We start from the raw sequence: 26,741 nt of genomic DNA, 5'->3' as shown, positions 1-26,741 counted from the left end.
TGCTGCCGTCAGGCGGCGGCCTTGGCGCGGCGGTACAGCACGGTGCCCGCGCCTGCGAGCAGCAGACCCGCGCTCGCCGGGATGAGCAGGTCGAGCCCGCCCGCTCCGGTGTGCGCGAGCTGCGGCGTGCTCGCCGGCAGGGTCTGCGGTTCGGGCGCGTTCGGGATGGTGCGCGGTCCGGGTGCCGGCGGCGCCTCATGGGTCACCGGCGTGACCGGAACCGGGGGCGTGCTGTCGTTCTCGCACGTGTTGCCGCCGGCGGGGTTCAGCAGACCGATGAGGGTGACGCTGTTCCCGCAGGCGTTCACGGGGATGTCGATGGGCGCCTGGATCTGGTTGCCCGAGAGCAGACCGGGCGACCCCTTCGCGATCCCCTCCGCGGTGGCTCCGCCCCCGTTGTCGCTGCCGGCGGCCCGGTGCTTACCGGTGCCCGCCCGCACCCCCTGGCCACGGCCGTCCGAGCCCCGGCCGTTGTCCGAGGCATGGCTGCCCGAGGTCCCGGCGGTCGCGCTGTGACGGCCCGCGGCCGCACCGTGCGAGCCGTTCCCGCAGGCGTTGCCCGCTGCCGGGTTGAGCAGTCCCACGACGTTCACGGAGTTGCCGCAGACATTGACCGGTACCTCGACCGGAATCTGTACCGAATTCCCTGAAAGCACCCCCGGGGAATTCGATGCGCCGCCGGCCGCTCCCGCGTCGGCGTGCGCGTAACCGCCACTGAGCGCGAGCACGCCGCCCGCAGCCGCCATGGTGATCAGGCCTTTACGCGTGACCTGTCGCATACGTTGTTCCTGCCTTCTACCTTCCGGAATACCCCCGGACTTGACCGTGCGGAGGCAAAGGACCCGACGGCCCCGGAGCACATGGCATGCGCTCCGGGGCCGAGCGGGCTCAAACCCTTACGGGTTGACGCACAACGTCAGGCGTTGACGCAGGTGTTGCCGAAGGCCGGGTTCAGCAGCCCGATCACGGAGATCGTGTTGCCGCACACGTTCACGGGAACGTGGACGGGAACCTGAACGACGTTGCCCGAGAGCACGCCGGGGCTGCCGATGGCGGCACCCTGGGCGCCCGAGTCGGCGACGGCCATGCCGGCACCCGCGAGCACCAGACCACCGGTGACAGCCGCAGCGGCGACGATCTTCTTGATCATTATTCCTCCTAGTTGGCAAGTGCGGTCCCAGCCGCGGACCGCATCACCTGTAACGAGGAAGAAGTAATCGGGCTACGAGCGATCATTCCCTTTCACTCGTACCGGTGAGGTACGTACACGCTGGCGATTATGTCGAGAGGGGGACGGGATACCACCTGTTCAGCTGTGGTCGATGAATCGGTCGAGCACGCGCGCACCGAACTTCAGGCCCTCGACCGGAACCCGCTCGTCCACGCCGTGGAACATGCCCGCGAAGTCGAGCTCCGGCGGGAGCTTCAGCGGAGCGAATCCGAAGCAGCGGATGCCGAGGTCGTCGAAGGACTTGGCGTCCGTACCGCCGGAGAGCATGTACGGCACCGCGCGCGCGATGGGGTCCTCGGCCTTGAGCGCGATCTGCATCGCGTCCACGAGCGAGCCGTCGAAGTCCGTCTCCAGCGCCTTGTCGCCGTGCACGTCCTCGCGCTTGACGCGCGGGCCGAGGATCCGGTCGAGGTCGGCCAGGAACTCCTGCTCGTACCCCGGCAGGAAGCGGCCGTCGACGTGGGCGGTCGCCTGCCCCGGGATCACGTTCACCTTGTAGCCGGCGCCGAGCATGGTGGGGGCCGCGGAGTTGCGCAGGGTCGCGCCGACCATCTTGGCGATGCCGCCCAGCTTGGCCAGCGTGGCGTCCATGTCCTCGGGGTCGAGCGGGGTGCCGAGCGCGTCGGACAGCTCGTCCAGGAAGGAGCGCACGGTCTTGGTCACCCGGACCGGCCAGGTGTGCCGGCCGAGCCGCCCGACCGCCTCGCACAGCTCGGTGATCGCGTTGTCGTCATTGGTCATCGAGCCGTGGCCGGCCGTGCCGTCCACGGTCAGCCGCATCCAGTGCATGCCCTTCTGCGCGGTCTCGACGAGATAGAGCCGCAGGTTCTCGTTGACCGTGAAGGAGAAGCCGCCGACCTCACCGATGGCCTCGGTGACGCCCTCGAACAGGTCCGGGTGCTTGTCGACGAGGAACCGGGCCCCGTACGTACCGCCCGCCTCCTCGTCCGCGAGGAAGGCGAGCACGATGTCGCGCGGGGGCTTGCGGCCGCTGCGCATCCGGTCGCGCACGACCGCCAGGGTCATCGCGTCCATGTCCTTCATGTCGACCGCGCCCCGGCCCCACACGCAGCCGTCCGCGATCTCCCCGGAGAAGGGGTGGTGCGTCCAGTCGTGGGCGTTGGCCGGCACGACGTCGGTGTGGCCGTGGATCAGCAGGGCGGGCTTGGACGGGTCCTCGCCCTCGATCCGCGCCACCGTGGAGGCGCGGCCCTTGTGGGACTCGAAGATCCGGGGCTCGAGACCGACCTCGGCGAGCTTCTCCGCCACGTACTCCGCGGCCAGCCTCTCGCCGGGCCCGGAGTGGTCCCCGTAGTTGCTGGTATCGATCCGGATCAGGTCACGACAGAGGTCCACGACCTCGTTCTCGGCGCTCTCACCGGAGCCGGTCCTGGCCGCTTTGGTCTCGCTCACGCTGGTTCCTTCCACTGTCGCTGTGGTGCTCCCCCTCATCCTCCCGCGCCCGGCCCGCGGACCCAAGGCCGCCCGCCCCTCGTCATACGCGCGTCACACCGACCGGGGCGTGATCGAGCACCCCCCAATGTTTGCTATGGTTTTCCACGTCGGAACGGGCACGGCCCGCGAGACAGACACCTGGTCCGGGTGGCGGAATGGCAGACGCGCTAGCTTGAGGTGCTAGTGCCCTTTATCGGGCGTGGGGGTTCAAGTCCCCCCTCGGACACAGAGCACGTGCCGATCAGGAGAAATCCTGGTCGGCACTTTGCGTTGCCGGAGCCGCCGCGACCTGGGTAACGGTTCGGCGCATCGTTCGGAGGCAGCCGCCCCACGGTCGCGTGCACGGATTCTTTCGATGCGCTCCGACCTGGCCCCGTCCCCGCGGCCCGGACGGGGCCGGAACGCCCCGGAACACCGAACCGCCGCGGTCCGGGGGGTGGGAGACAGCCGGCCGGGTTGCTGTCCGGCGTCCGGGACCGGCCGCCCGGCAGTCTTCACGTCGCGGCGTACGCGTCGCCCACGCGCCCCGCCGCCCCGGGGCGTGCCGGGCCGTCCGGCCGCGTCCTGCGGGCCCGGTGGCGCCGCCCGGGGACAGCAGGGAGGCGGGCACCGACGTGCCACGGACGGGGCGCAGCCCCCTCCGACCGGGCCACCGGAGTCGCGGACCGCGTCATCATCCGTGCCACCACCCCTTGTTGAAACGGTTCATTCGTCGTTAACGTCACCCTTGAGAAGGGCGTTTCCGAACGAGGAGAACCATGAGCCGGACCGACACCGACACGCTGCCCTGGTACGAGGACCCGAGCCCGGGTTCCGGTGGGCTCGCGCCGCGTTCCTGGTACGCGACGTCCGATGCCTGGCGGATGTGCCTGAACGGCGAGTGGGCCTTCCGGCTCTCGGCGGGGGCGGGTACCGAGGACGAGGCGTTCGCCCGGCCGGAGTTCGACGCGTCGGCGTGGGGGACGGTGGCGGTGCCCGGCCACTGGGTGCTCCAGGGGGCCGGCGGCGCTCCCGCGTACACGAACGTCGTCTACCCCTTCCCCGTCGACCCGCCGCGGGTGCCGTCCGAGAACCCGACGGGCGACCATCTGCGGACGTTCACGCTGCCCGGGGACCTGCCGCGGGGCGGCAAGTTCGTGCTGCGGTTCGACGGCGTGGAGTCCTGCGCCCGGGTCTGGCTCAACGGGCGGGAGCTGGGCGACTTCAAGGGCTCCCGGCTGCCGCACGAGCTCGCCGTGGGCGATCTGCTGAACCCCGGCGAGAACACCCTCGCCGTACGGGTGCACGCCTGGTCGTCCGGGAGTTATCTGGAGGACCAGGACCAGTGGTGGCTGCCGGGCATCTTCCGAGAGGTGACGCTGCTGCACCGTCCCCCGGGCGCCGCCCGGGACTTCTTCGTGCACGCGGGCTACGACCACCGGGAGGGTTCCGGGACGCTGCTCGTGGAGTGCGAGGGGGCGAACGGCCGGGTCCTGGTGCCCGAGCTGGGTGTCGACATCGCCGCGGGCGAGTCCGTGACCCTTCCGGTCGAGCCGTGGACCGCCGAGACGCCCCGGCTGTACGACGCGGAGCTGGTCACGCCCGGCGAGCGGACGCCCCTGCGGATCGGTTTCCGCACGGTCGCGGTCGAGGACGGGGTCATCAAGGTCAACGGCAGGCGGCTGCTCTTCCGCGGGGTGAACCGGCACGAGTTCGACCCGGAGACGGGCCGGGCGGTCGACGCGCAGACGATGCGGCGCGATCTGGTGCTGATGAAGCGGCACAACATCAACGCCGTGCGGACCAGCCACTATCCGCCGCACCCCGCCTTCCTCGACCTGTGCGACGAGCTCGGGCTCTGGGTGATCGACGAGTGCGACCTGGAGACGCATGGCTTCGTCGACCTGGAGTGGCGGGGCAACCCCGTCGACGACGAGCGGTGGACCCCGGCGCTGCTCGACCGGGCGGCCCGCATGGTCGAGCGCGACAAGAACCACGCCTCGGTGATCATCTGGTCGCTGGGCAACGAGTGCGGTTCGGGCAGCGGCCTGACCGCGATGGCCGGTTGGATCCGGGGGCGGGACCCGGAGCGGCTGGTGCACTACGAGGGCGACCTCTCCTGCAAGGACGTCGACCTGTACTCGCGGATGTATCCGACGCACGCCGAGGTCGAACTCATCGGCAAGCGGGCGGAGGAACCCTGGGCCGACGCGGAACTCGACGCCCGGCGGCGTGCGATGCCCTTCATCATGTGCGAGTACGGGCACGCCATGGGCAACGGGCCGGGCGGTCTGAGCGAGTACCAGCGGCTCTTCGAGCGGTACGAGCGCTGCCAGGGCGGCTTCGTCTGGGAGTGGATCGACCACGGCTTCGCCCATCCCGAGCACGGCTTCGCCTACGGCGGGGACTTCGGCGAGGAGCTGCACGACGGCAACTTCGTCTGCGACGGGCTGCTCTTCCCGGACCGTACGCCCTCCCCCGGGCTCGTCGAGTACAAGAAGGTCATCGAGCCGGTGCGGATCGGCCCGGGCGCCGCGGCGGGCTCGTTCACCGTCACCAACGGCCACGACTTCGCCGGGCTCGGGCACCTGGAGTTCCTCTGGACCCGCGAGGTGGACGGTACGGCCGTCGCCTCGGGCACTCTGGCGGTGCCGGAGCTGGCCCCGGGCGCCTCGGCGGAGGTGACGCCCGACGCCGCGGGCGACGGCCTGTGGACGGTGCGGGCCGTCCTCGCCGAGGACACCGCCTGGGCCGAACGCGGGCACGTGGTGGCGTGGGGCCAGCTGGAGACGGGCGCACCGGCCACCCCGGCGCCGGCGACCGGTGAGCGGCCCGTGCGGTCCGGCGGCGTGATCACGCTCGGACCCGGCGTCTTCGACGCGGCGACCGGGGCTCCGGTGCGCATCGGGAGCATTCCGGTGGAGGGGCTGCGGCTGGACGTCTGGCGGGCGCCCACCGACAACGACAACGGGGCGGCCTGGCAGCCGGACGAGCGCTACGGGCTGCGCTGGCGGGAGCTGGGGCTGCACCGGATGCGCCACCGCCTCGACGCGGTCGAGATGGAAGGGGACGCGCTGACGGTGCGCACCCGGGTGGCACCCGCGGGCTGGGACCTCGGGCTGCGCACCACGTACCGGTGGACGGCCGCCGGGGACCGGCTCGGGCTGACGGTGTCCGTGGTACCGGAGGGCGACTGGCGGGTGCCGCTGCCCCGGCTCGGCATCCGGTTCGGGCTGCCCTCGGCGTACGGGGACGCCCGGTGGTTCGGCGGCGGGCCGGGCGAGGCGTACCCGGACACCCGGGCCGCCGCGATGCTCGGGCAGTGGCGGCGGGAGGTGGACGCGCTCCAGACCCCGTACGTCAGGCCGCAGGAGAACGGGGCCCGGGCCGACGTCCGGTGGGCGGAGCTGACGGACACCGGAGGAACGGGGCTGCGGGCGGAGGGCGGTACGCCGTTCTGGTTCACCGCACGGCGCTGGACCAGTGAGCAGCTGGACGCGGCGGAGCACGTGCCGGATCTGGTGGCCGGGGACCGCGTCTGGGTCAACCTGGACCACGCGCTCCAGGGCATCGGCTCGCAGTCGTGCGGACCGGGCGTGCTGCCGGAGCACCGGCTCGACGCGGCGCCGGCGGAGTTCTCGTACCGGTTCTCGGCGCTGGGCTGATCCCGTGCCCCGCGCCGTCCCGGCTCCCCCGGGGACGGCGCGGGGCTTCGGTCAGCGGAACAGGCGTCCCGGCAGCAGGCCCTGGTCGCGCAGCGCGTCGCGGACCAGGCCGGCGTACTCCGTGGCTCCGCGTTCCGAGGTGTGGGTGTTGTCGCGCTTCTCGTCGGTGAGGTAGAGCGCCTTGGAGCCGTCGGGGCCGAGCTCCTCGACCCGTTGCCGGGTGAGGGCGGTCAGGTCGACGAGCGGTACGTCCTGTTTGGCGGCCAGCAGCCGGATCTGCGCGGGCAGATCGACCCCGAGGCCGTTGACCAGGAGCGCGGTGCCGTTGTCCAGCGTGCCGTCGGTGTTGAACCATCGGCGGACGATGGGGGTCACCAGCACGGGCCGTCCCCCCGCGGCGCGGATCGCCCCGATCATGGTGGTGAGGTTGGCGCGGTAGTCCGCTTCGGTCGTCTGCTTGTCGTTGTGGGCGAGCTGGATGAGCACGGTGTCGCCCCGGCGGATCAGCGGGCGGACGGTGGGGAAGAGCTGGGGCTGGTCCAGATAGGTCTGCGAACTCTCCCCGGAGTCAGCGTAGTTGGCAACGGATATGCCGGCCCGGAGGTACTGCGGGAGTTCCTGCCCCCAACCCGTGTACGGCTCGCCGAGCTGGTCGCAGACGGTCGAGTCGCCGATCAGGAAGAGCTGCGGGGTGTGCGGCGCCGGTGTCACGTGCAGGCCGGTGAGGAGCGGGGCCGGTCCCCCGAAGACGAGGTCGAGACCGGGGCTGCCGCTCGCCCCGGTGGGCTCGCCCTCCGGTTCGCGCACGTTGACCGTGAAGGTGCGAACCACCTGTCGTCCGGCGGCGGTCGGCGTCTCACCGAGGACGGTGCGCCGCGTCTCGGCGGTGACCGTCGTACGGCCTGCGGCGGCGCCGCCGATGCGTGCGGTGACGCGATAGGTGCCGGGGGCCACGTCGAAGTGACAGACCACGGGCGCGGTTCCGGTGCAGCCGGCGGGGGCTGCCGCGCCGGATGCCGGGGCGGGCGTCACCGCGTCGGCGACGGCAGGCGTGGCGAGGGCGGTCACGGCCGCCAGGGCGGTCAGCAGGGCGGGTCCGGTTCTGCGTGCAGAGAGCACGGCGGGGCTCCTTCATGGCTGCGGATGCGGTGCGGCACGGGCTGTCCCCGTGCTGGGCGCAAGCGCTTTCTACCCTCGCGCTCCGGGTGTTGAATCCTTTCAGTGGAGGGGAGTCGGCCACGGATCGCGCCCGCTCGGTCTCCGCCCCGTGCCGGACGGGGCGTCGCGCGTCCGCCGGGTGTGACGCGGGGCCCCGGGGTCCGGTGCCCGCCGCGCCTGTGGGGCGCCGTCGCTGTGAAAGGATGCCCGGCACCATGAGAACCAGCACCCCGGGCCTCGGCGGACCGGCCGGCGAGCGCCGATGAGGGGCCGCGCGAAGCCTCCGCCGTCGCCGCTCCCCCAGCGCGACGGAATCGATCCGGTCCGGGTGCGGCTCCCGGAGGACCCGGACCGGCAGTGGCCGACGGTCCGCGATCATCTGCTGGCCCGGTTCGCCGACGCGATCGGCGCGGCGCGGGTGGACGCCATGCTGGCCGGGGGCCGGTTCGTCTCCGTCGGGGGCGCGGTGACGGGCGACGAGCCGTACGCGGCGGGCCGGTACCTCTGGTTCCACCGGGACTTCGCACCGGAGGAGCCGGTGCCCTTCCCGGTCGGTGTGGTGTACCGGGACGAGCATCTGGTCATCGCGGACAAGCCGCACTTCCTGGCGACCACGCCGCGCGGCCGGCACATCACCGAGACCGCGGTGGCCCGGCTCCGCCGCGAGCTGGCGCTGCCGCTGCTTCAGCCCGCCCACCGGCTGGACCGGCTGACCGCGGGGATCGTCCTCTTCGTCGTACGGCCGAAGGAACGGGGCGCATACCAGACGCTGTTCCGGGACCGCCTCGTACGCAAGGAGTACGAGGCGGTGGCACCGTACGAACCGCGGCTGGTCCTCCCCCGCACCGTGCGCAGCCGCATCGTGAAGGAGCGCGGGGTGATCGCCGCCCGCGAGGAGCCCGGGGAACCGAACAGCGCGAGCCGGATCGAGCTGCTGGAGCACCGCGGCGGGCTCGGCCGCTACCGGCTGCTGCCCGCCACCGGACGGACGCATCAGCTCCGGGTCCATATGAACAGCCTCGGGCTGCCGATCGTCCACGATCCCGTCTACCCCGTGGTCGAGGCGGAAGGCGCTCGCGACGACTTCGCGCACCCGCTGCAACTCCTGGCCCGGGTGCTGGAGTTCACCGATCCGGTCACGGGAGAGCCGCACCGCTTCGAGAGCGGCCTGCGGCTCTCCGCGTGGCCGGAGGAGTAGCCCGGGGCGTCAGTGGCCGCGGGCGATCCACTCGTCCAGGTGCGGGGCCTCCGCGCCGATGGTGGTGGAGTCGCCGTGTCCGGTGCGGACGGTCGTCGCCGGGTCCAGGGCGAGCAGCCGGTCGCGGATCGAGTCGACGATCGTCGGGAAGTGCGAGAACGAACGGCCGGTGGCGCCGGGCCCGCCCTGGAAGAGCGTGTCCCCGGTGAAGACGGTGGACAGCTCGGGGGCGTACAGGCAGACCGCGCCCGGGGCATGGCCCGGGGTGTGCAGCACGGTGAGGGCCGTGCCCGCGATCCGGATCTCCTGGCCGTCGGCCAGTTCGCCGTCCGGGGCACGGTCCGGGTGGGTCTGCTTCCACAGCGGCAGGTCGTCGGGGTGGAGCAGAATCGGTGCGCCGGTGGCGGCGGCGAGCGCCGGCGCCGCGTCGATGTGGTCGTTGTGCGCGTGGGTGCAGATGATGGCGCGCAGCGTACGGCCGCCGAGTGCGGCCTCGATGGCGGCGGCGTCGTGGGCGGCGTCGATGACGACCGCCTCGGTGTCGTCGCCGACGATCCAGACGTTGTTGTCGACATCCCATTCGCCGCCGTCGAGGGCGAAGGTGCCGGAGGTGACGAGGTGGTCGATGCGGGCGGTCATCAGAAGACCACCACCGAGCGCAGGACGTCGCCGTCGTGCATCCGGGCGAAGGCCTGCTCGACGTCGCCGATGCCGATGGTCTCGGTGACGAACGCGCCGAGGTCGATCCGGCCCTGCTGGTGCAGGTCGATGAGCATCGGGAAGTCGCGCGAGGGCAGGCAGTCGCCGTACCAGGACGACTTCAGCGAGCCGCCGCGGCCGAAGACGTCCAGGAGCGGAAGTTCGAGCTGCATCTCCGGGGTGGGGACGCCTACGAGGACGACGGTGCCCGCGAGGTCACGGGCGTAGAACGCCTGCTTGTACGTCTCCGGGCGGCCGACCGCCTCGATGACGACGTCCGCGCCGTTGCCGCCGGTGAGCTCGCGGATGGCCTCGACCGGGTCCTGGGTGCGGGAGTTGACGGTGTGCGTGGCACCCATCTTCTTCGCCGTCTCCAGCTTGCGGTCGTCGATGTCCACCGCGATGATCTTCGCCGCGCCGGCCAGCCGGGACCCGGCGATCGCCGCGTCACCGACTCCGCCGCAGCCGATGACCGCGACCGAGTCGCCGCGGCCCACCTGGCCGGTGTTGATGGCGGCGCCGATGCCGGCCATCACACCGCAGCCGAGGAGACCCGCGACGGCCGGGGAGACCTCGGGGTCGACCTTGGTGCACTGGCCGGCGGCGACGAGGGTCTTCTCCGCGAAGGCGCCGATGCCGAGGGCCGGGGAGAGCTCGGTGCCGTCCAGCAGCGTCATCTTCTGCTTCGCGTTGTGCGTGTCGAAGCAGTACCAGGGACGGCCGCGCAGACAGGCACGGCACTGCCCGCACACGGCACGCCAGTTGAGGACGACGAAGTCGCCGGGCTCGACGTCGGTGACGCCCTCGCCCACGGACTCCACGACGCCCGCGGCCTCGTGGCCGAGAAGGAAGGGGAAGTCGTCGTTGATGCCGCCCTGCTTGTAGTGCAGGTCGGTGTGGCAGACGCCGCATGCCTGGATCTTCACCACGGCCTCACCGGGGCCGGGATCCGGAATCACGATCGTCTCCACGCGTACCGGCTCGTTCTTTCCCGGTGCGATGACCCCTTGTACGTGCTGCGCCATTCCCGTGGACTCCCTTGTGCGGCTTTCCCTGAGATCGATTCACGGCTTTCCTGAGATCGATCACGAACAACCGTACGCGGTGCGAGGGGGCGGCGGGAGCGCGCCGCGTGGCCGGTGGGGCCGTACGGCCCCGGCAGGGGCACCGTGTCGCCCCCGGGGGAGCTATTCGATCTTCGCGGCGACCGTCCGGACGAACTCGGGGAGGACCTCGTCCCGCCAGACGAACGGCGCCGGGGCCGGGGCGCCCTGGAACGTCACGGTGCTCTGCCCGCCCACGGTGAACAGCACGGGGCCCTTGCGGCAGCTCCAATCGCCCTCGTGGTTCCCGGTGATGACACAGTGATCGGCGCCCTGCGCACCCTGGTTGGTATTGCTTCCGGGCGCGGCACGATCGGCGTACCGGGCGATCAGCCCGGGATCGGCCACGGCCTCGATACGGAACCAGAACTGGGTGGCGCTGTAGGTCTCGCCCGGAAGGCGCATGCTGTAGAGGCACTGTCCCGACTCGGACCTGACGCTCTTCTTCCATGAGGAGTCGGCGGCGAATTCCTTGATGGACAGGACATTGACCGGGCGGCTCTCCTGTTCGATGTCCTCGGCTCCGGGGAGGATCGCCTTGATCTCCGCCTCGTCCACGAACGCACACGCGTCCGGCCACTCGTCCGCGGGCAGGATGGCCCCGCCTTCGAGCGCGGGAAGGTTCACCGACGCGTCTCGCGGCGTGGCCTTGCCTATCGGCACCTCACCCCCGGACGACGTGTCCGCACGGACCAGGAGCGTCAGCAGAACGACGTTCGAGAGCAGCAGGACGCTCAACAGGAGGCGCAGGGTGGCTCTGTTCTTCGGCATGGCGGCCGATTCTCCCCGCGGAGCGCGCCGGTTGTCGACCGCGTGCGCCGGTCCGTTCGGACGGCGCGGGGGGCCACCGGCCCGCGGCTCCGTGGATCCGCGCGGTCGCACACACGTTCAGCCGGCCGGCGCGGCCGGGGACCAGACGCCGAGCCACTGCTCGGCGCCGTAGGCCTCGAACCGCTCCGCCTCGGTGAACCCCAGCTTCGCCGCGAGGCGCATCGAGCGGACGTTGTCGGTCCGGGTGGCGAGCACCACGGGTTCGCCCGGAAACGCGCCGGCGAACCGGTCGAGTGCCGCCGCGCACGCCTCGGCGGCGTATCCGTGCCCCCACGCACTCGGCAGGAACAGGTAGCCGAGCTCGGTTCTCCCCGCAGCCTGCCGAAGGTGCCCTGCCGCCTCGGCGAGCGTGATCCGCCCGATCATCGCTCCGTCGAGATCGACTACGAGATGGCCGGGGCGCCTGCCGGGCACCTCGGGCATCTCCCGCTCCAGCACCTCGCGCGGCTGGGCGCCCCCGATGAAGGCGCCCGCCTCCGGCGAGGAGAACAGCTCGATGAACGCCGCCCGGTCCCGGGCCTCGGGCTCGCGGAGCACGAGCCGATCGGTCCTGATCGGCACGCGTGGCAGGGTCATGGGGCCGGGTCCGGTCATGGCGGGCAACCTACCGCACACCCGTCGGCGAGGGCCCCGGAGGACGGGCGGGAGGAGCCGCCCTCTCTGCCTTCCCCCGCGGGCCACGCCATCGACGCCGCCGAGAGGTCAGTCCCCGTACACCCGGCGGCCGCCCACGTACGTCGCCAGGACCCGCGTGCCGGCGATCTCCTCCGGCGGAGCGGCGTAGAGGTCGCGGTCCAGGACCACCAGGTCGGCCAGGGCCCCGGCCCGGATGCTGCCCGTGTCGTCCAGGTGGTTCACGTACGCCGAACCCGCCGTGTACGCGGCCAGCGCCTCGGTCAGGGAGATGCGCTGCTCGGGGAGGAAGACCGGCCCGTCGCCGCCGGGCGCGACACGGTTGACCGCGGTGTGGATGCCGTCCAGCGGATCGGCGCTGCTGACCGGCCAGTCGGAACCGGCGGCCACGGTGGCGCCGGAGCGCAGCAGGGCAGCGAACGGGTACTGGAGCGCGGCCCGTTCGCCGCCGAGGAAGGGGATGGTCAGCTCGTCCATCTGCGGCTCGTGGGCGGCCCAGAGCGGCTGGATGTTGGCGGTGGCCCCGAGAGCGCGGAAGCGGGGGATGTCGTCGGGGTGGACGATCTGGAGGTGGGCGAGGTGGGGACGCGTGTCGGTGCGCCCGTTGGCGGTGCGGGCGGCCTCGACGGCGTCCAGGGCCTCGCGCACCGCGCGGTCGCCCAGGGCGTGGAAGTGAGTCTGGAAGCCGAGGGCGTCCAGCTCGGTGACGTACCGGCGCAGTTCGGCGGGGTCGACGAAGCTGGTGCCGCTGTTGGCGGTGGCACAGCCGCAGGCGTCGAGATACGGGGAGAGGAGGGCGGCGGTGCCGGTCTCGGCGACTCCGTCCTGCATGATCTTCACGGATCCGGCGCGGAAGTTCCGGCCGTTCAGCTCCGCGCGCCTGGCGACGAGTCCGGGGATCTGCTCGCTGCCGTGTTCGCGGTCCCACCACAGGGCTCCGGTGACGCGGGCCGTGAGGGTGCCGTCGCGGTCCGCGGCGAGGTAGGCGTCGGCCACGTCGTCCATCGAGCCGTAGGTACCGACGATGGCGTCCTGCCAGGCGGTGATGCCGTACGCGTGGAGCAGGCGCTGGGCGCGCAGCAGGCCGGCGAGGCGGTCGGCGGCCGTGGAGCGCGGGGTGTGGCGGGCGACCAGGTCCATGGCGCCCTCCTGGAGGAGTCCGGTGGGTTCGCCCCGGTCGTCGCGCTCGATGCGGCCGTCGGCGGGGTCGGGAGTGCGGCGGTCGATCCCGGCGAGGGCGAGCGCCCGGCTGTTGACCCAGGCGCCGTGGTGGTCGCGGTTGACCAGGCAGGCGGGGCGGTCCGGGACGGCCGTGTCGAGCTGCTGCCGGGTGGGGGCGCCGCCGTCGAAGGCGTCCATGGACCAGCCGCCGCCGGTGATCCAGTCGTGTGCGGGGTTCGCGTCGGCATAGGCCCGTACGGCCGCGACAGTGGCGGCGGCGTCGCCGGCGCCGGTGAGGTCGCACTGGGCGAGTTCCTGCCCGGCGGTGACCGGGTGGATGTGGGCGTCCTGGAAGCCGGGGAGCAGGAGGCGTCCGGCGAGGTCCACCACCTCGGTGCGCGGGCCGATGAGTTCGCGTACCTCGTCATGGCCGACGGCGGTGATCCGGTCGCCGGTGACGGCGACCGTCGTCGCGCGGGTGCGGGCGGCGTCCGTCGTGTGGACGGGACCGCCGGTGAAGACGAGATCGGCGGGGGTGCGGGGCATGGTGGTTCCGTTTCGTCGGGTGGGTGCTGGGGGCTGCTGGGCGGGGGTGTGGTTCAGGCCGGACCGGGGACGGGTTCCGCGAGGGCGTCCGGGGCCACGGAACGGCCGGTGACGAAGTAGGGGGATTTGCGGACCCACTTGGCCCAGGCGGCCGCGACGAAGCCGGTCAGCAGGATGGCGGCCGGGCAGAAGAGCATGAACCACCCGTTGTCCGGGCTGACCTCGAAGTGGTCGGCGGAGGTGTAGAAGGTCCAGCAGAGGTACCCGCCGAGGCCGAGCAGCACCGCGGCGCTGAGCACGGGCAGCACCACCGCGCGCACCGCCAGGGACCAGCTCTCGCGGAAGGAGCCGCGGAAGCGCGACGCGGCGGCGAGCGCGGTGAGGGCGTAGTAGATCGAGACGACGACTCCGATCGCGTTCACGGACGCCAGGATCAGGTCCCCGACCTTCGGAATGACGAGCGAGAGCACGGCGATGGCCGCGGCGACGCAGCCGACCGCGACGGTACCGGCGGCGGGTGTTCCGTAGCGCGGGCTGACCTTGGTCCACAGGGGCCCGAGCGTGCGGTCGCGGCCCATGGCGAACATGCCGCGCACCGTCGGGATCACTCCGGACTGCAGGGACGCGACGGCGGACAGGGTGAGGGCGATCAACGGGAGTGCGGCGAGCGGCTGGTCGGCCAGCTGGTTGCCGAAGTAGGTGAGCCCCTGGGCGCCGTGGGCGGTCAGCTCGTCGAGCGACAGGACGCGCTGGAAGGCGAAGGAGCCGAGCAGGAACAGGCCCAGCATGGTGAAGAGCGTGATGAGCCCGGCCTTGGAGGCGTCCTGCGGGTCCCGGATCTCCTCGGTGACGCTGAAGGTGGACTCGAATCCCCAGAAGCAGAAGACGGAGAGCAGGAGTCCCTGGGCGAGCTGCTCGAACGAGGGGATGGAGAACGGGTTGAGCCAGTCGAGGCTGAAGGGCTGTGAACCGGCGAACAGGCCGTATCCGCAGAAGCCGAGCAGGACGGCGTACTCGAAGACCAGGAGGTACTTCTGGAAGGTGGCGGCCGACCGCAGGCCGGTGACCGCGGTGAAGGTGACGGCGACCAGGACGACGATGCCGAGCGCGGTCGACTGGGCGGTGGAGTCCGGGTCGAGCCGGAGCCCGGCCACCTCGTGCAGTCCGCCCTCGCCGGCGAGCTGGAGCAGCGCGGAACCGGTGACGGTGGTGGTGTAGGCGAGGAACACGATCGTGGAGACGATGCCGATCCAGCCGACGAGGAAGCCGAGCCAGGGGCTGAGCGAGCGGCCGACCCAGACGTAGCCGCTGCCCATGTTCGGCTCGACCCGGTTGAGCCGGGAGTAGGCGGCGGCGATGCCCAGGATCGGGAGGAAGGCGAGCAGCATGATGACCGGGAGGTGCAGCCCGACGGCGGTGGCGGTGACGCCGAGCCCGATGCCGATGCTCGTGGTGGCCGCGGTCGACGAGGCCGCGATGGCGAACCCGTCCACCACACCGAGGCTCTTGCGCAGGGCCGTCGGCGCCTGTGCCGTTCCGGGTGGCTCGTCGCCGTAGGGAGTACGAGAGGACGTCACGGTCGCTCCTTCACCGAGGGGCGCTTTTCGGCCCCGATGGCGGCACATCGAACTCCCCGGGGCTTCCGCACGTCAACGCTGTTGTCATAAGGTCCCCGCATGAAGGCGAGCGAGCGGGTGGTGCCGGAGGGAGCGCGGCGGCGCAGGCGTCCCACCAAGCAGGGCACCGTGCTGTCCGAGCAGTTGATCGTGGAGACGGCGCTGCGGCTGATCGGTGAGCACGGGGCGGCGGCGCTCACCGTGCGCCGGCTCGGCGCCGCCCTGGGATGTGATCCAAGTGCGCTCTACCGGTACTTCCGCGACACGGACGAGCTGTTGCTCGCGGTGGCCGACGAGCTGATCGGACGGACGCTGCGCAGTTGGCGGCCGACGGGTGAGTGGCGGGCCGATCTGCGGTCACTGGGGCTGCGGATGCACGCGGACTATCTGGCCCATCCGCAGGCGGCGATGCTGACCTGCGCGCGGGTGACCGGCAGGACACACGAGATCCGGTCGGTGGAGGCGATCCTCGGTGTGCTGCGGGGCGCGGGGTTCCCGGATGCGGAGGCGGTGCGGATCTACCACGTCTTCGTCGACCAGACGCTGTCGTTCGCGGCGCTGGACGCGTCCACGCTGGTGCTGTCGGAGCAGGCCAGGGCCCTGGAGGTGCAGGCCTGGCCGGAGATCTACGCCCGGCAGCCTGCGAGCACGCACCCCCACATCGCGGCGACCGCGCCCGTGCTGGTCGCGGAGATGAGCCGCAGCGGCTATCCGGCCGCGCTGGAGATGGTGCTCGCCGCGGCCGCCGCACGGTTGCAGCACGTACGTCCGGACCGTTCCGGTGCGTGAGGCGTGGCGGGGCAGGGGTGGGGGTCGTCCACACCGCTGAGGCGTCATCGGCTCAGGCGCTGAAGACGTCCACACCGATGAGCCGCGTGAGGTTCGGCCGGGTCGGGGCGCGAGCAGGCCCACGTCACCGGAGTGCGCGTCGGACGTGACCGGCCCAGCGCTGGAACACGTCCACGCCGATGAGGCGCCGGGACGTGGCCGGTCAGGGCGCGAGTACGTCCAGTTCGTGCAGGGCGCCCACCGCGATCTCCTTCGTCAGCCGCTCCGCCTCCGCCGCGTCACCCTCCCGGACCGCCTCGGCGAGCCGGACGTGCAGGGTCACGGCCGCCGGGTCGGGGTCCTCGAACATCACCTGGTGATGAGTGCGTCCCGCCAGGACCTCGGCGACCACGTCTCCGAGGCGGGCGAACATCTCGTTCCCGGAGGCGTTGAGGACGATCCGGTGGAACGCGATGTCGTGTTCCAGATAGCCCTCCAGCTGCTGGCCCCGCGAGGTGGCGACCATGCCGAGGGCCCGTTCGGTGAGCTCGGCACACTGCTGCGGGGTGGCATGGCGAGCGGCGAGCGAGGCGGCCACGGGTTCGATCGCCGAGCGCAGGACGGTCAGTGAGCGGAGCTGGCGCGGGCGGTCGGCGCCGGCCAGCCGCCACCGGATGACCTGCGGATCGTAGACGTTCCACTCCTCGGTCGGCCGGACGGTCACACCGACCCGGCGCCGGGACTCGACCAGGTGCATGGACTCCAGGACCCGGATCACCTCCCGCACGACCGTGCGGGAGACGTCGAAGCGCTGGGCCAGCTCGTCCGTACGCAGGACCTGGCCGGGCAGGTGCTCACCCGCGGCGATCTCCAGACCCAGGGTGTCCAGCACATGTGTATGCAGCCCCTGGCCCTGTGTGGTCATGGACCAAGAGTACGGGGGTCCACTCCTGACCAAAAAGTACGACGTTTATGTCACACCATCTTGAATAAGTCGTACGTATAGGTTTCAGTAGCGCGACGGACCGATGTCGAGGAAGACATCGAAGAAGACAGCGAGGCACCGTATGAGCACCCCCCACGTCGTCGTGGTGATGGGCGTCGCAGGAACCGGCAAGACCACGATCGGTCCCCTGCTCGCCACCGCACTGGGCGTTCCGTACGCCGAGGGAGACGACTTCCATCCCGCGGCGAACATCGCCAAGATGTCGGCCGGCACCCCGCTGGACGATGCGGACCGGTGGCCCTGGCTCGATGCGATCGGGCAGTGGGCGCACGGCCGGGCGGGGCTCGGCGGCGTGGTCAGCAGTTCGGCGCTGAAGCGTGCCTACCGCGACCGGCTGCGCAGCGAGGCCCCCGGTGCCGTCTTCCTTCATCTGAGCGGCGACCGGTCGCTCATCGAGGAGCGGATGGCGGGCCGCAAGGGCCACTTCATGCCGACCGCACTCCTCGACTCGCAGTTCGCCACCCTCCAGCCCCTGGAGGCCGACGAGGCCGGCGTCGCCGTGGATGTGTCCGGCACCCCCGAGGAAATCACCGAGCGAGCCGTCGCCGCGTTGCGCCGGCTCGATAACTAAGGATCTTCACCGTGACCAGTCTCAGCGTCGAGATGCTGGCAGCGGATGCCGTCGAACCCATCACTTCGGCCGGCAACGCGCAGTTGGGCATCGCCGTCCTGGCGGGCATCGCCGTCATCGTCCTGCTCATCACCAAGTTCAAGATGCACGCGTTCCTCGCGCTGACCATCGGCTCCCTGGCGCTCGGTTCGTTCGCCGGCGCCGCGCCGGCGAAGACGATAGCGAGCTTCACCGCGGGTCTCGGCTCGACCGTCGCGGGTGTCGGCGTCCTCATCGCGCTCGGCGCCATCCTCGGCAAGCTGCTCGCCGACTCCGGCGGCGCGGACCAGATCGTCGACACGATCCTCGCGAAGGCGAGCAAGCGCGCCATGCCGTGGGCGATGGTCCTGATCGCCTCGATCATCGGCCTGCCGCTGTTCTTCGAGGTCGGGATCGTGCTGATGATCCCGGTGGTGCTGCTCGTCGCCAAGCGCGGCAACTACTCCCTGATGCGGATCGGCATTCCGGCCCTGGCCGGCCTCTCGGTGATGCACGGGCTCATCCCCCCGCACCCCGGCCCGCTCGTCGCGATCGACGCCCTGGGCGCCAATCTCGGCGTCACGCTGGCCCTCGGTGTGCTGGTCGCCGTCCCGACGGTGATCATCGCCGGCCCGGTCTTCTCCCGCTACGCCGCCCGCTGGGTGGACATCAAGGCGCCGGAGACGATGGTCCCGCAGCGCCCCGCCGAGGACCTGGACCGTCGGCCGAGCTTCGGCGCGACCCTGGCGACGATCCTGCTGCCCGTCGTCCTGATGCTGGTCAAGGCCCTCGTCGAGATCGTGGTCGACGACCCCGAGCAGGGGCTTCAGCGGGTCACCGACGTGATCGGCTCCCCGCTCATCGCGCTGCTCGCGGCCGTCATCGTGGGCATGTTCACGCTGGGCCGGGCCGCCGGGTTCACCAAGGCACGGCTCTCCACCACCGTGGAGAAGTCCCTCGCCCCGATCGCCGGCGTGCTCCTCATCGTGGGTGCGGGCGGCGGCTTCAAGCAGACCCTGATCGACGCCGGTGTGGGCCAGATGATCCTGGACTTCTCCGAGAACTGGTCGATCCCCGCGCTGCTGCTCGGCTGGCTGATCGCCGTCACGATCCGGCTCGCGACCGGCTCGGCGACCGTCGCCACCATCTCGGCGGCCGGTCTGGTCGCCCCGCTGGCAGCCGACATGTCGACTTCGCACGTCGCCCTGCTGGTCCTGGCGGTGGGTGCGGGCTCGCTCTTCTTCAGCCACGTCAACGACGCGGGGTTCTGGCTGGTGAAGGAGTACTTCGGGATGGACGTCGGCCAGACGGTGAAGACCTGGTCGGTGATGGAGACCATCATCTCCGTGGTCTCGCTGGCCTTCATCCTGCTGCTGTCACTGATCCTCTAGGGACCGCTCCCCCGGCTCCCGCCACAGCGGGTGCTCGCGACGGGCCCACTGGCGCTCGACCGATCCGGTGCGCATGCCACGGCGTGCCTCCGGGTCGGCGAGCGCCTTCGCGATGTGCCCGCCCAGCACGATGCCGATCGCGAGCGCCAGCCAGTCGTGGACGAACGTCGCGCCGGTCCGCCACATCAGCGGGGCGAGGCCGGTGAACCACATCAGCAGGCCGGTGCCCGCCATGACGAGCACCGCTCCCGCGATCCACGCCGCGTACAGCTTCTGTCCGGCGTTGAACTTCCCGGCCGGGCGGGACGCGGGCCGGTGGTCGCGGCGGCGCACCGCCCGCAGCCACTGCCGGTCGTGCGGCCCGAAGCGGTTGAGCCTGCGCAGATCGGCCCGCAGGGACCGCGCGAGGAGTCCCGCGAGCAGCGGTACGGGAATGAGCAGCCCGGACCACTCGTGCACGGTGACCACGAGGTGGCGGCGACCGACGAGTTCGGCGAGCTGCGGCACGTACAGACAGGCCGCCGTGGCCACGCAGGTGAGCATCAGCGCCGCCGTGGTGCGGTGCACCCACCGCACCGGACGGCTGAACCGCCGTACCCGCCCGTCCGTCTCAGGTCGTGGGGGCATCGTCGCGGCCGTTGGACCGGCCGACCCAGGCGTCGACGTCATATCCGAGCTTCTCCCAGTAACCGGGGCGAACGGATTCCGTGACGGTGATCCCGGAGAGCCATTTCGCGGACTTGTAGAAGTACATCGGGGCCACGTAGAGCCGGACCGGGCCGCCGTGGGAGTGGGACACCGGCCGGTCCTGCATCCGCAGGGCGACGAGCACATCGGCGCGGCGGGCCTGCGCGAGGGTGAGGCTCTCGGTGTAGGTGCCGTCGAAACAGGTGAAGCGGACGGCCTTCGCCCCGGGCCTGACACCCGCCGCGTCCAGCAGCGCGGAGAGCCGTACACCCTCGAAGGGCGTCTCGGGCACCCGCCAGCCGGTGACGCACTGGACGTCCCGGACCATCCGGGTCTGCGGCATGCGCTTCAGGGCGTCCAGGGTGTACGTGGCCGGACGGTCGACCAGGCCGTCGACGGTCAGCGCGTAGTCGGCGGCGCTCTTCTTCGGTACGGACGCGGCGACGGAGTAGTAGCGGAAGCCGCCGCCGTTGGGCAGCAGTCCGGTCAGCCCGGTGGGGTCCTTGTCGGAGAGCGCGCCCAGGCCGGATTCGAGGGTCCGCTGCAGTACGGGCGCGGCGACGAGTCCGGCGGCGCCGAGGCCCAGCATCGTCAGGACCAGGCGGCGGCCCACGGGGGTTCCGGCGCCGTCCGGATCGGGGCCCTGGGCCGCCGTGTCCGGTTCGGCGCCGGGCGAGGAACTGTTCACTCCTCGATTCGAACACTCCGGGCCGCCGGAAGCCAGGGGCGACGGTGGTCCGTCACCGTCACGTCAGATTCTCCCCGCCACCGGCCGCCCGCGGATGCCAGACTTGCGCCATGCCGAACCGCGAAGCGCTCAAGCCCTTCCTTCTCGCCTTCCCCGGTCCGTTGCGCGACCGGTTGGTCGCCGCGGTGCTCGACGGCCGGAAGGTGTCGACCACCGGACTGTTCGTGGAGTACCAGGTGGAGCGGGAGGAGCCGCCGCCCGTGGGCGAGCGGTCCGCGCTGATCGACTCGGACGGCCGGGAGGTCGCGGTGGTCGAGGTGACCGAGGTACGGATCCTGCGGCTCGGGGACGTCGATCTGCGGCATGTGCTCGACGAGGGCGAGGGCGACACGTCGGTGGCCGGATGGCGGGCGGGCCACGAGCGGTTCTGGCACAGCGACGAGATGCGCGAGGCGCTCGACGACCCGGAGTTCACGGTCGACGACGACACGCTGGTCGTGGCGGAACGGTTCCGGGTCGTCGAGATCATCGAGCCGGTCTGACCGGCCGCGCCTTCCGGCCCCGGGCCTCGTCCGTGTCCGCTCCCCTGGCTCCCCCGGGCCGGGGCCCGGATCAGCGCCCCCGGTCCGCGTCCTTGGCCAGGCCCAGCCGGCGCCTGACGGCGAGCAGACGGGGATGGCGCTCGTGCATCTCGCCCGACCGGCGGTCGAGCTCCTTGCCCAGCCGCTCCGTGCGCTTCTCGATGTCGAGCTCGTCCAGGATGCGGTCGACCTCGGCGAGCAGCGCCCCGTGCAACTGCCACTTCCTGGGGTGTTCCTGGACCGCGGCGAGCAGCATGTCCGCCACCCGGTCGCGGGTCGCGCGGCTGACCGCCAGCGCGTCGGCCAGCCGCGTCTCGGCTCCTTCGGCACTCGCGGCGACCGGGGTCGTGATCAGCAGCGAGAAGCTCTCGACGGCATCCGCCAGCTGCCCGGACAGGTCCGTGAGCCCGGCGGCCACCTCGGCGGGGAAGAGCGGTTCGCCGACCCGCTCCTTGGCCAGGTCGGTGAGCGTCCTGGCCATCACCCGCAGCACCACGGCGCAGATCTCCAGGGTGTCGAGGCCGGTGCGCAGCACGACGCGGTAGAGCAGCCCCTGACGCACGCGCGGATTGAGCATGAGGCTCTCCTCGGCCTGCCGCAGCGAGGCGTCCACCGCCACGATGTCGTGGTCGATGCGGCGGGCGCGGTGCAGCCGTTCGGCCGCGTCCTCGACGGTGACCCGGCCGCCCAGGTCACCCCCCAGGTCGCGGAAGAGGTCGCCCATCTCGCGGGCCAGGCCGTCGATCGACGCCCCCGCTGTCTGCACCCACACGGGCGGGGCGAACAACAGGTTGAACAGCAGCCCCACGCCCGCACCGATCAGTGTCTCGAAGACGCGTTCCCAGGCGGTGTCGGCGACCTGGGCGACGCCGAGCACCAGCATGGCGCTGATCGCCACCTCGGGGACGAACTCGTTCACCCGGACCAGCCGGCCGATGATCAGCGAGGTGAAGATCGTCAGCCCGAGGCTCCACCAGGACAGTCCCACCAGCGAACTGAACCCGCTCGCGATCAGCACCCCGACGATCACGGAGTTCACCCGCCGGATCCCCGTGGTGAGGGTGGCGTAGAGGGTGACCTGGACGACGAGCAGCGCGGTGAGCGGGGCGGTCAGGGGTGCGGGCTGGGACAGCGTCGCCGTCGCCACGGCGTAGGCGATCACCGCCGCTCCCGTGGAGCGCAGGGTCTGGGCCCCCACGGGCTCGGTGGTGCGCCGGACGAGTTTGATGACGGGCTCGGCTACTCCTGGCATCTCCTTCACATGCCCGGATCCGGCGCCCCCGCCCGGTTTCCGGCCCGAACCCCACCGGACGGACGCGCGCGGGCGGCGGACGCGCGGCGACGGCCATCCGGCTGTCGCCGCAGCCGTCCGCCCGACCGACCGCCCCGGCCCTCCGCCCGCCCGGCCGACGCCCCGGCCCTCCGCCGAGAGGCCCTAGCCGACCGCCGTCGCGGCCGCCCGGCCCGCCGCCCGGCCGGAGAAGATGCAGCCGCCGAGGAAGGTGCCCTCCAGGGAGCGGTAGCCGTGCACGCCACCGCCGCCGAACCCGGCCGCCTCACCGGCCGCGTACACCCCGGCCAGCGGGCTGCCGTCGGCGGTGAGGACCCGCGAGAAGAGGTCCGTCTCCAGGCCGCCGAGCGACTTGCGGGTCAGGATGTTGAGCCGGACGGCGATCAGCGGCCCGGCCTTGGGGTCGAGGATGCGGTGCGGCGCGGCCGTACGGATGAGCTTGTCGCCGAGGTAGGTTCGGGCACCCCTGATCGCGGTGATCTGGAGGTCCTTGGTGAAGGGGTTGGCGATCTCCCGGTCGCGGGCGGTGATCTCGCGGCGCAGGTCGTCCTCGTCGATGAGCGACTCGCCGGTGAGGGCGTTCATGCCGCGGACCAGGGCGCCGAGGTCCCGCTCGACGACGAAGTCCACGCCGTTGTCCATGAACGCCTTCACCGGTCCGGGCACGTCCGCGCGGGCCCGGCCGATCACGTCCCGGACGGACTTGCCGGTCAGGTCGGGGTTCTGCTCGGAGCCGGAGAGGGCGAACTCCTTGCCGATGATCTTCTGGTCCAGGACGAACCAGGTGTAGTCGTGGCCACTGCGCATGATGTGTTCGAGGGTGCCGAGCGTGTCGAATCCGGGGAAGAGCGGCACGGGCAGCCGCTTGCCGCGGGCGTCCAGCCAGAGCGAGGACGGGCCGGGCAGGATGCGGATGCCGTGCTTGGCCCAGATCGGGTTCCAGTTCTCGATGCCCTCGGTGTAGTGCCACATCCGGTCGCGGTTGATGTGGTGGGCACCCGCCTCCTCGGTGATGCCGAGCATCAGCCCGTCCACGTGCGCGGGGACGCCGGACAGCATCTTGGCGGGCGGGGTGCCGAGCCGCTCGGGCCACTGCCTGCGCACGAGGTCGTGGTTGCCGCCGATGCCGCCGGACGTGACGATCACCGCCTGGGCCCTGAGCTCGAACGTGCCGGCCGTCTCCCGGCTGCTCGCGGTGCCGCGGGACGCGTCGCTGGGCGCCAGGACCTCCCCGGTGACCGTGTCGGTCGTGCCTCCGGTACGGCCGAGGCCGGTGACGCGGTGCCGGAAGCGGAAGGTGACGAGCCCCTTGGCGACGCCCTCGCGCACCCGGCGCTCGAAGGGGGCGACGACGCCGGGACCGGTGCCCCAGGTGATGTGGAAACGGGGGACGGAGTTGCCGTGGCCGTTGGCGTCGTAGCCGCCGCGCTCGGCCCAGCCGACGACGGGGAAGAACCGCATGCCCTGCTGGTGCAGCCAGGAGCGCTTCTCGCCGGCGGCGAAGTCGACGTACGCCTCGGCCCACTTCCGCGGCCAGTGGTCCTCCTTGCGGTCGAAGCCGGCCGTGCCGAGCCAGTCCTGGAGGGCCAGCTCGTGGTTGTCCTTGATGCGCATGCGGCGCTGTTCGGGCGAGTCGACGAGGAAGAGGCCGCCGAAGGACCAGTGCGCCTGCCCGCCGAGCGACTGCTCGGGTTCCTGGTCGAGCAGAATGACCGAACGGCCCGCGTCGACGAGTTCCGCGGTGGCGACCAGCCCCGCGAGTCCTGCCCCGATCACGATCACATCAGCGTCGTACGCCATGGGTTCCATCCTTGTCGGGACGACCGGGCCGCGGTCCGGTGGAGGACCGCACGTCACCCGTGCGGCCGCTCGCGAAGTTACTGGTGCGTCAGATCTTCGGCACCGGCCGTCCCGGCGTCAACCGCCCGGCCGGCGGCACTCCGGCCGCCGGGGCCGGTCCCAGGCGCTATCGTCGATACGAATCACCCTCCTACGGCCTGACTCGGGGTGGGGAAGCGTGTCGGTGCTGGTCATCGTGCTCTCCGTGAGCGCCGCCTGCTGTCTGGGGTTCGGCTTCGTGCTGCAACAGGCCGCCGCCCGCCACGCCCCGAAGAGCGACTACCTCTCGCCCCGGCTGCTGCTGGACCTGATGCGGGTGCGCAGCTGGCTGGCCGGCATCGGGCTGATGGTCTGCGGCATGGTGCTGGGCGCCCTGGCCCTGGGCAAGGGCGAGGTCTCCGTCGTCGAACCGCTCCTCGCGACCAATCTGCTCTTCGCGATGGCGCTGTCCCGTCACCGAACGGGCCAGCGGCTGGGCCGGCAGGGCTGGGCGGGGCTCTGGCTGCTGGCCGGCGGGGTCGCCGCGTTCCTGGTGGCCGGTGAGCCGAAGGGCGGGCAGGCAGTCTCCAGCCCGCTGCGGCACTGGCTGGTGATCGGCGTGGTGGTGGGCCTGGCGCTGCTGCTGACCACGTTCGCCAAGCGGTCCCGGTCGGGGGTGTCCCCCGCGCTGCTCGCCGTGGCGGCGGGACTGCTGTACGGACTCCAGGACGCGCTCACCCGGGTCAGCGGGCAGCGGCTCTCGGACGGGGGCTGGGCGGCGCTCGTCACGGGCTGGCAGCCGTACGCGGTTCTGGTGCTGGGGGTGACGGGGCTGATCCTCGTGCAGAGCGCGTTCGAGACGGGCCCGCTGCGGATGTCCCTGCCGGCGCTGACCGCGGCCCAGCCGCTGGCCGGGATCGCCTGCGGGATCGGGTTCCTGGGAGACCAGGTGCGGACCGATACAGGCGCCCTGGCCTGGCAGGCGGCGGGGCTCGCGGCGATCGTGGGCGGGATCGTGCTGCTCGGGCTGCACCCGGCGATGCCGGAGGGCCCGGTGGGCGGGCGCCGCTCGCAGAGCCTCCAGCCGCACTGAGGGTCCGGGCCGCCCCGGTGATGTCCGGTCCCTCACAGTCCTGCGGGCCGGCCTGGCAATTAATAATGGACAGCATTACATTGGTCCCATGGCGAGGACACCGGGGCAGTCGGGACAACAGACCAGGGACAAGCTGATCCGCGCGGCCGAGGAGATCTTCGCCGCGCAGGGCACGGACGGCGCCCAGCTGCGCGACATCGTCGCTCTGGCGGGCCAGAGCAACCCTTCCGCGGTGCAGTACCACTTCGGCTCCCGCGCCGGGCTGCTCGACGCGGTGATGGCCGGCCGTCAGGAGCGCACCGAACGGGTCGTCGCACCGCTGCTCGACGGGCTCCCCGTGGACTGCGGTGTACGGGACCTGCTCACCGCGCTGGTGACGGCGGAGGCGAGCCTGCTCGCCGACGACCGGGGCCGCCGCTGTCTGCGGATCTCGGCGCAGCTCAGCCATGAGACCGGGCTGCGGACCGGCCGGCCGCACCCCGCACTGGACGGCACCGCCTACGGACGGCTGATCGGCCGGATCGCGGACCGCCTGGGCGCACTGCCGGAGCCCGTACGCCTGGAGCGCCTCGACCTGGCGCTCACCCTGATCGGCGCGGCCCTGGCCGACCGGGCCCGCCAGGGGCTGGACGGCACGGATCCGCTGACCGGCCAGGAGCTCTTCCTCGCCGATCTCGTCGGCACCACCACCGCGTTTCTGCACGCCCCCGCGCCGCACGGCGCGTGATGCACCCGCACCACGAGAAGGACACGTCATGAACGACAAGAACAGCCTCACCGGCCGCACCGTCATCATCACCGGCGCCGCCCGCGGCCTCGGCGCCGAGGCCGCACGCCTCGCCGTGGCCGGCGGCGCCGACGTGGTGATCACCGACGTACTGGACGAGGAGGGCGCGGCCACCGCCGCCGAGCTCGGGCCGAAGGCCCGCTTCCTCCACCACGACGTGACCTCCGAGGAGGAGTGGCAGCGCGTCGCCGCGTTCGCCCTCTCCGAGTTCGGACGGATCGACGGCCTCGTCAACAACGCGGGCGTCTCGACCGGTCAGCCCCTGGAGACGGAGACGGTCGAGCACTTCCGCAAGGTCGTCGACATCAACCTGACGGCCGTCTTCATCGGCATGAAGACGGTGATCCCGCTGATGAAGGAGAACGGCGGCGGCTCGATCGTCAACATCTCCTCGGCGGCCGGTCTCATGGGCCTCGCGCTGACCTCCAGTTACGGCGCGTCGAAGTGGGGCGTGCGCGGGCTGACGAAGGTCGGCGCGGTGGAGCTCGGCACGGCCGGGATACGGGTGAACTCGGTGCACCCCGGCATGGTGTACACGCCGATGACGGCCTCCGTCGGCATCCGGCAGGGCGAGGGCAATTACCCCAACACCCCGATGGGCCGGGTCGGCGAGGCGGGTGAGATCGGGGAGGCCGTCGTCTTCCTGCTCTCGGACGCCGCCTCGTACGTCACCGGCGCCGAACTCGCCGTGGACGGCGGCTGGACCACGGGCCCGACCGTCAAGTACGTCATGGGGCAGTGAGCACGGCCGGAGGTCTGATGTTGGA

24 protein-coding genes and 1 tRNA gene are annotated in these 26,741 nt (G+C 71.9%); 10 read left to right on the top strand and 15 right to left on the bottom strand.

Annotated features, from left to right (window positions below; all coding sequences use genetic code 11):
- Positions 1-8 precede the first annotated feature (8 nt).
- The 3 genes from ACGFZA_RS25500 to ACGFZA_RS25490 form a co-directional block, all read right to left on the bottom strand.
- On the bottom strand, positions 9-779 hold the full coding sequence (locus ACGFZA_RS25500) for a chaplin (RefSeq protein WP_385281382.1): 771 nt from the start codon (positions 777-779) through the stop codon (positions 9-11).
- Positions 780-916: 137 nt separating this feature from the next.
- Positions 917-1,150 (bottom strand): chaplin ChpH, encoded by a 234-nt coding sequence (chpH, locus tag ACGFZA_RS25495; RefSeq protein ID WP_123528131.1) that lies wholly within the window; start codon positions 1,148-1,150, stop codon positions 917-919.
- A gap of 159 nt (positions 1,151-1,309) precedes the next feature.
- The gene (locus ACGFZA_RS25490) at positions 1,310-2,644 is read right to left on the bottom strand and encodes a M20/M25/M40 family metallo-hydrolase (protein WP_393682118.1); all 1,335 of its coding nucleotides are present in this window, start codon (positions 2,642-2,644) and stop codon (positions 1,310-1,312) included.
- Positions 2,645-2,827: 183 nt separating this feature from the next.
- Between ACGFZA_RS25490 and ACGFZA_RS25485 the strand changes: the two genes are divergently transcribed.
- Positions 2,828-2,912: transfer RNA gene (locus ACGFZA_RS25485), tRNA-Leu, on the top strand.
- 532 nt (positions 2,913-3,444) lie between these two features.
- Entirely contained in the window at positions 3,445-6,330 is a 2,886-nt protein-coding gene (locus ACGFZA_RS25480) for a glycoside hydrolase family 2 TIM barrel-domain containing protein (RefSeq protein ID WP_393682116.1), read from the top strand.
- Between the two features lie 51 nt (positions 6,331-6,381).
- Here ACGFZA_RS25480 and ACGFZA_RS25475 read toward each other — a convergent pair whose 3' ends face one another.
- Positions 6,382-7,449: a rhamnogalacturonan acetylesterase gene (locus ACGFZA_RS25475; protein WP_393682114.1), complete on the bottom strand. Its 1,068-nt coding sequence runs from the start codon at positions 7,447-7,449 to the stop codon at positions 6,382-6,384.
- A gap of 301 nt (positions 7,450-7,750) precedes the next feature.
- On the opposite strand from ACGFZA_RS25475, the gene ACGFZA_RS25470 reads away from it, so the two are divergent.
- Positions 7,751-8,686: a pseudouridine synthase gene (locus tag ACGFZA_RS25470; RefSeq protein ID WP_393682112.1), complete on the top strand. Its 936-nt coding sequence runs from the start codon at positions 7,751-7,753 to the stop codon at positions 8,684-8,686.
- A 9-nt stretch (positions 8,687-8,695) separates the two neighbouring features.
- On the opposite strand, the gene ACGFZA_RS25465 is transcribed toward ACGFZA_RS25470, so the two are convergent.
- The 6 genes from ACGFZA_RS25465 to ACGFZA_RS25440 form a co-directional block, all read right to left on the bottom strand.
- Positions 8,696-9,325 (bottom strand): MBL fold metallo-hydrolase, encoded by a 630-nt coding sequence (locus tag ACGFZA_RS25465; protein WP_385281398.1) that lies wholly within the window; start codon positions 9,323-9,325, stop codon positions 8,696-8,698.
- Positions 9,325-10,410 (bottom strand): S-(hydroxymethyl)mycothiol dehydrogenase, encoded by a 1,086-nt coding sequence (locus tag ACGFZA_RS25460; protein ID WP_385281401.1) that lies wholly within the window; start codon positions 10,408-10,410, stop codon positions 9,325-9,327. The genes ACGFZA_RS25465 and ACGFZA_RS25460 overlap by 1 nt, the downstream gene beginning before the upstream one ends.
- Positions 10,411-10,572: 162 nt before the next feature.
- Positions 10,573-11,259, bottom strand: coding sequence for a hypothetical protein (locus ACGFZA_RS25455; protein ID WP_393682110.1), 687 nt, complete (start codon positions 11,257-11,259; stop codon positions 10,573-10,575).
- Between the two features lie 117 nt (positions 11,260-11,376).
- Positions 11,377-11,913 carry a GNAT family N-acetyltransferase gene (locus ACGFZA_RS25450; RefSeq protein WP_393682108.1) on the bottom strand — a complete coding sequence of 179 codons (537 nt, stop codon included), beginning with the start codon at positions 11,911-11,913 and terminating at the stop codon, positions 11,377-11,379.
- 108 nt (positions 11,914-12,021) lie between these two features.
- Positions 12,022-13,659, bottom strand: coding sequence for an amidohydrolase (locus tag ACGFZA_RS25445; RefSeq protein WP_385281409.1), 1,638 nt, complete (start codon positions 13,657-13,659; stop codon positions 12,022-12,024).
- A gap of 53 nt (positions 13,660-13,712) precedes the next feature.
- Positions 13,713-15,284: an APC family permease gene (locus ACGFZA_RS25440; RefSeq protein ID WP_393682105.1), complete on the bottom strand. Its 1,572-nt coding sequence runs from the start codon at positions 15,282-15,284 to the stop codon at positions 13,713-13,715.
- Between the two features lie 51 nt (positions 15,285-15,335).
- Between ACGFZA_RS25440 and ACGFZA_RS25435 the strand changes: the two genes are divergently transcribed.
- Positions 15,336-16,064, top strand: a complete 729-nt coding sequence (locus ACGFZA_RS25435; RefSeq protein WP_385281414.1) for a TetR/AcrR family transcriptional regulator — start codon at positions 15,336-15,338, stop codon at positions 16,062-16,064.
- A gap of 202 nt (positions 16,065-16,266) precedes the next feature.
- Here the strand turns inward: ACGFZA_RS25435 and ACGFZA_RS25430 are convergent, their stop codons facing one another.
- Positions 16,267-16,968, bottom strand: a complete 702-nt coding sequence (locus ACGFZA_RS25430) for a FadR/GntR family transcriptional regulator (protein WP_385281417.1) — start codon at positions 16,966-16,968, stop codon at positions 16,267-16,269.
- 142 nt (positions 16,969-17,110) lie between these two features.
- Between ACGFZA_RS25430 and ACGFZA_RS25425 the strand changes: the two genes are divergently transcribed.
- Together ACGFZA_RS25425 and ACGFZA_RS25420 are read left to right on the top strand one after the other, a co-directional pair.
- Complete coding sequence (locus ACGFZA_RS25425) at positions 17,111-17,620, top strand: gluconokinase (RefSeq protein WP_385281419.1); 510 nt, start codon at positions 17,111-17,113, stop codon at positions 17,618-17,620.
- 11 nt (positions 17,621-17,631) lie between these two features.
- Positions 17,632-19,029, top strand: a complete 1,398-nt coding sequence (locus ACGFZA_RS25420) for a GntP family permease (RefSeq protein ID WP_385281422.1) — start codon at positions 17,632-17,634, stop codon at positions 19,027-19,029.
- On the opposite strand, the gene ACGFZA_RS25415 is transcribed toward ACGFZA_RS25420, so the two are convergent.
- Positions 19,015-19,656 (bottom strand): cytochrome b/b6 domain-containing protein, encoded by a 642-nt coding sequence (locus ACGFZA_RS25415; RefSeq protein ID WP_393682102.1) that lies wholly within the window; start codon positions 19,654-19,656, stop codon positions 19,015-19,017. The genes ACGFZA_RS25420 and ACGFZA_RS25415 overlap by 15 nt on opposite strands.
- On the bottom strand, positions 19,640-20,404 hold the full coding sequence (locus ACGFZA_RS25410) for a molybdopterin-dependent oxidoreductase (RefSeq protein ID WP_393682100.1): 765 nt from the start codon (positions 20,402-20,404) through the stop codon (positions 19,640-19,642). Before ACGFZA_RS25410 ends, ACGFZA_RS25415 begins: the two co-directional genes overlap by 17 nt.
- 110 nt (positions 20,405-20,514) lie before the next feature.
- Between ACGFZA_RS25410 and ACGFZA_RS25405 the strand changes: the two genes are divergently transcribed.
- Positions 20,515-20,946 (top strand): ASCH domain-containing protein, encoded by a 432-nt coding sequence (locus tag ACGFZA_RS25405; protein ID WP_385281431.1) that lies wholly within the window; start codon positions 20,515-20,517, stop codon positions 20,944-20,946.
- 70 nt (positions 20,947-21,016) lie between these two features.
- Here the strand turns inward: ACGFZA_RS25405 and ACGFZA_RS25400 are convergent, their stop codons facing one another.
- A complete protein-coding gene (locus tag ACGFZA_RS25400; protein WP_385281434.1) occupies positions 21,017-22,237 on the bottom strand; it encodes an aromatic acid exporter family protein in 1,221 nt (406 codons plus the stop codon).
- A gap of 183 nt (positions 22,238-22,420) precedes the next feature.
- Positions 22,421-24,076 carry an FAD-binding dehydrogenase gene (locus ACGFZA_RS25395; protein WP_393682097.1) on the bottom strand — a complete coding sequence of 552 codons (1,656 nt, stop codon included), beginning with the start codon at positions 24,074-24,076 and terminating at the stop codon, positions 22,421-22,423.
- Positions 24,077-24,293: 217 nt separating this feature from the next.
- Here ACGFZA_RS25395 and ACGFZA_RS25390 point away from each other — a divergent pair, with 217 nt between their 5' ends.
- From ACGFZA_RS25390 to ACGFZA_RS25380, 3 genes are all read left to right on the top strand, one after another.
- Entirely contained in the window at positions 24,294-25,187 is an 894-nt protein-coding gene (locus tag ACGFZA_RS25390) for a DMT family transporter (RefSeq protein ID WP_385281445.1), read from the top strand.
- An 88-nt stretch (positions 25,188-25,275) separates the two neighbouring features.
- Complete coding sequence (locus ACGFZA_RS25385; RefSeq protein WP_393682094.1) at positions 25,276-25,914, top strand: TetR/AcrR family transcriptional regulator; 639 nt, start codon at positions 25,276-25,278, stop codon at positions 25,912-25,914.
- Positions 25,915-25,942: 28 nt separating this feature from the next.
- Positions 25,943-26,716 (top strand): glucose 1-dehydrogenase, encoded by a 774-nt coding sequence (locus ACGFZA_RS25380; RefSeq protein ID WP_385281451.1) that lies wholly within the window; start codon positions 25,943-25,945, stop codon positions 26,714-26,716.
- Positions 26,717-26,741: the final 25 nt, after the last annotated feature.

This window comes from Streptomyces sp. NPDC048211 (genome assembly GCF_043202315.1).
GTDB lineage: Bacteria > Actinomycetota > Actinomycetes > Streptomycetales > Streptomycetaceae > Streptomyces.
Note: the sequence above shows the minus strand (reverse complement) of the source record. Positions and strands in the feature narration are given on the sequence as shown.

Bases quoted from the DNA above. Each gene is read 5' to 3' on its own strand.
- ACGFZA_RS25415 (WP_393682102.1), bottom strand. From the start codon at position 19,656: ATGCCCCCACGACCTGAGACGGACGGGCGGGTACGGCGGTTCAGCCGT.
- ACGFZA_RS25480 (WP_393682116.1), top strand. From the start codon at position 3,445: ATGAGCCGGACCGACACCGACACGCTGCCCTGGTACGAGGACCCGAGC.
- ACGFZA_RS25385 (WP_393682094.1), top strand. From the start codon at position 25,276: ATGGCGAGGACACCGGGGCAGTCGGGACAACAGACCAGGGACAAGCTG.
- ACGFZA_RS25500 (WP_385281382.1), bottom strand. From the start codon at position 779: ATGCGACAGGTCACGCGTAAAGGCCTGATCACCATGGCGGCTGCGGGC.
- ACGFZA_RS25465 (WP_385281398.1), bottom strand. From the start codon at position 9,325: ATGACCGCCCGCATCGACCACCTCGTCACCTCCGGCACCTTCGCCCTC.
- ACGFZA_RS25470 (WP_393682112.1), top strand. From the start codon at position 7,751: ATGAGGGGCCGCGCGAAGCCTCCGCCGTCGCCGCTCCCCCAGCGCGAC.
- chpH (WP_123528131.1), bottom strand. From the start codon at position 1,150: ATGATCAAGAAGATCGTCGCCGCTGCGGCTGTCACCGGTGGTCTGGTG.
- ACGFZA_RS25435 (WP_385281414.1), top strand. From the start codon at position 15,336: ATGAAGGCGAGCGAGCGGGTGGTGCCGGAGGGAGCGCGGCGGCGCAGG.
- ACGFZA_RS25430 (WP_385281417.1), bottom strand. From the start codon at position 16,968: ATGACCACACAGGGCCAGGGGCTGCATACACATGTGCTGGACACCCTG.
- ACGFZA_RS25380 (WP_385281451.1), top strand. From the start codon at position 25,943: ATGAACGACAAGAACAGCCTCACCGGCCGCACCGTCATCATCACCGGC.
- ACGFZA_RS25445 (WP_385281409.1), bottom strand. From the start codon at position 13,659: ATGCCCCGCACCCCCGCCGATCTCGTCTTCACCGGCGGTCCCGTCCAC.
- ACGFZA_RS25405 (WP_385281431.1), top strand. From the start codon at position 20,515: ATGCCGAACCGCGAAGCGCTCAAGCCCTTCCTTCTCGCCTTCCCCGGT.
- ACGFZA_RS25460 (WP_385281401.1), bottom strand. From the start codon at position 10,410: ATGGCGCAGCACGTACAAGGGGTCATCGCACCGGGAAAGAACGAGCCG.
- ACGFZA_RS25425 (WP_385281419.1), top strand. From the start codon at position 17,111: ATGAGCACCCCCCACGTCGTCGTGGTGATGGGCGTCGCAGGAACCGGC.
- ACGFZA_RS25455 (WP_393682110.1), bottom strand. From the start codon at position 11,259: ATGCCGAAGAACAGAGCCACCCTGCGCCTCCTGTTGAGCGTCCTGCTG.
- ACGFZA_RS25400 (WP_385281434.1), bottom strand. From the start codon at position 22,237: ATGCCAGGAGTAGCCGAGCCCGTCATCAAACTCGTCCGGCGCACCACC.
- ACGFZA_RS25450 (WP_393682108.1), bottom strand. From the start codon at position 11,913: ATGACCGGACCCGGCCCCATGACCCTGCCACGCGTGCCGATCAGGACC.
- ACGFZA_RS25395 (WP_393682097.1), bottom strand. From the start codon at position 24,076: ATGGCGTACGACGCTGATGTGATCGTGATCGGGGCAGGACTCGCGGGG.
- ACGFZA_RS25440 (WP_393682105.1), bottom strand. From the start codon at position 15,284: ATGTGCCGCCATCGGGGCCGAAAAGCGCCCCTCGGTGAAGGAGCGACC.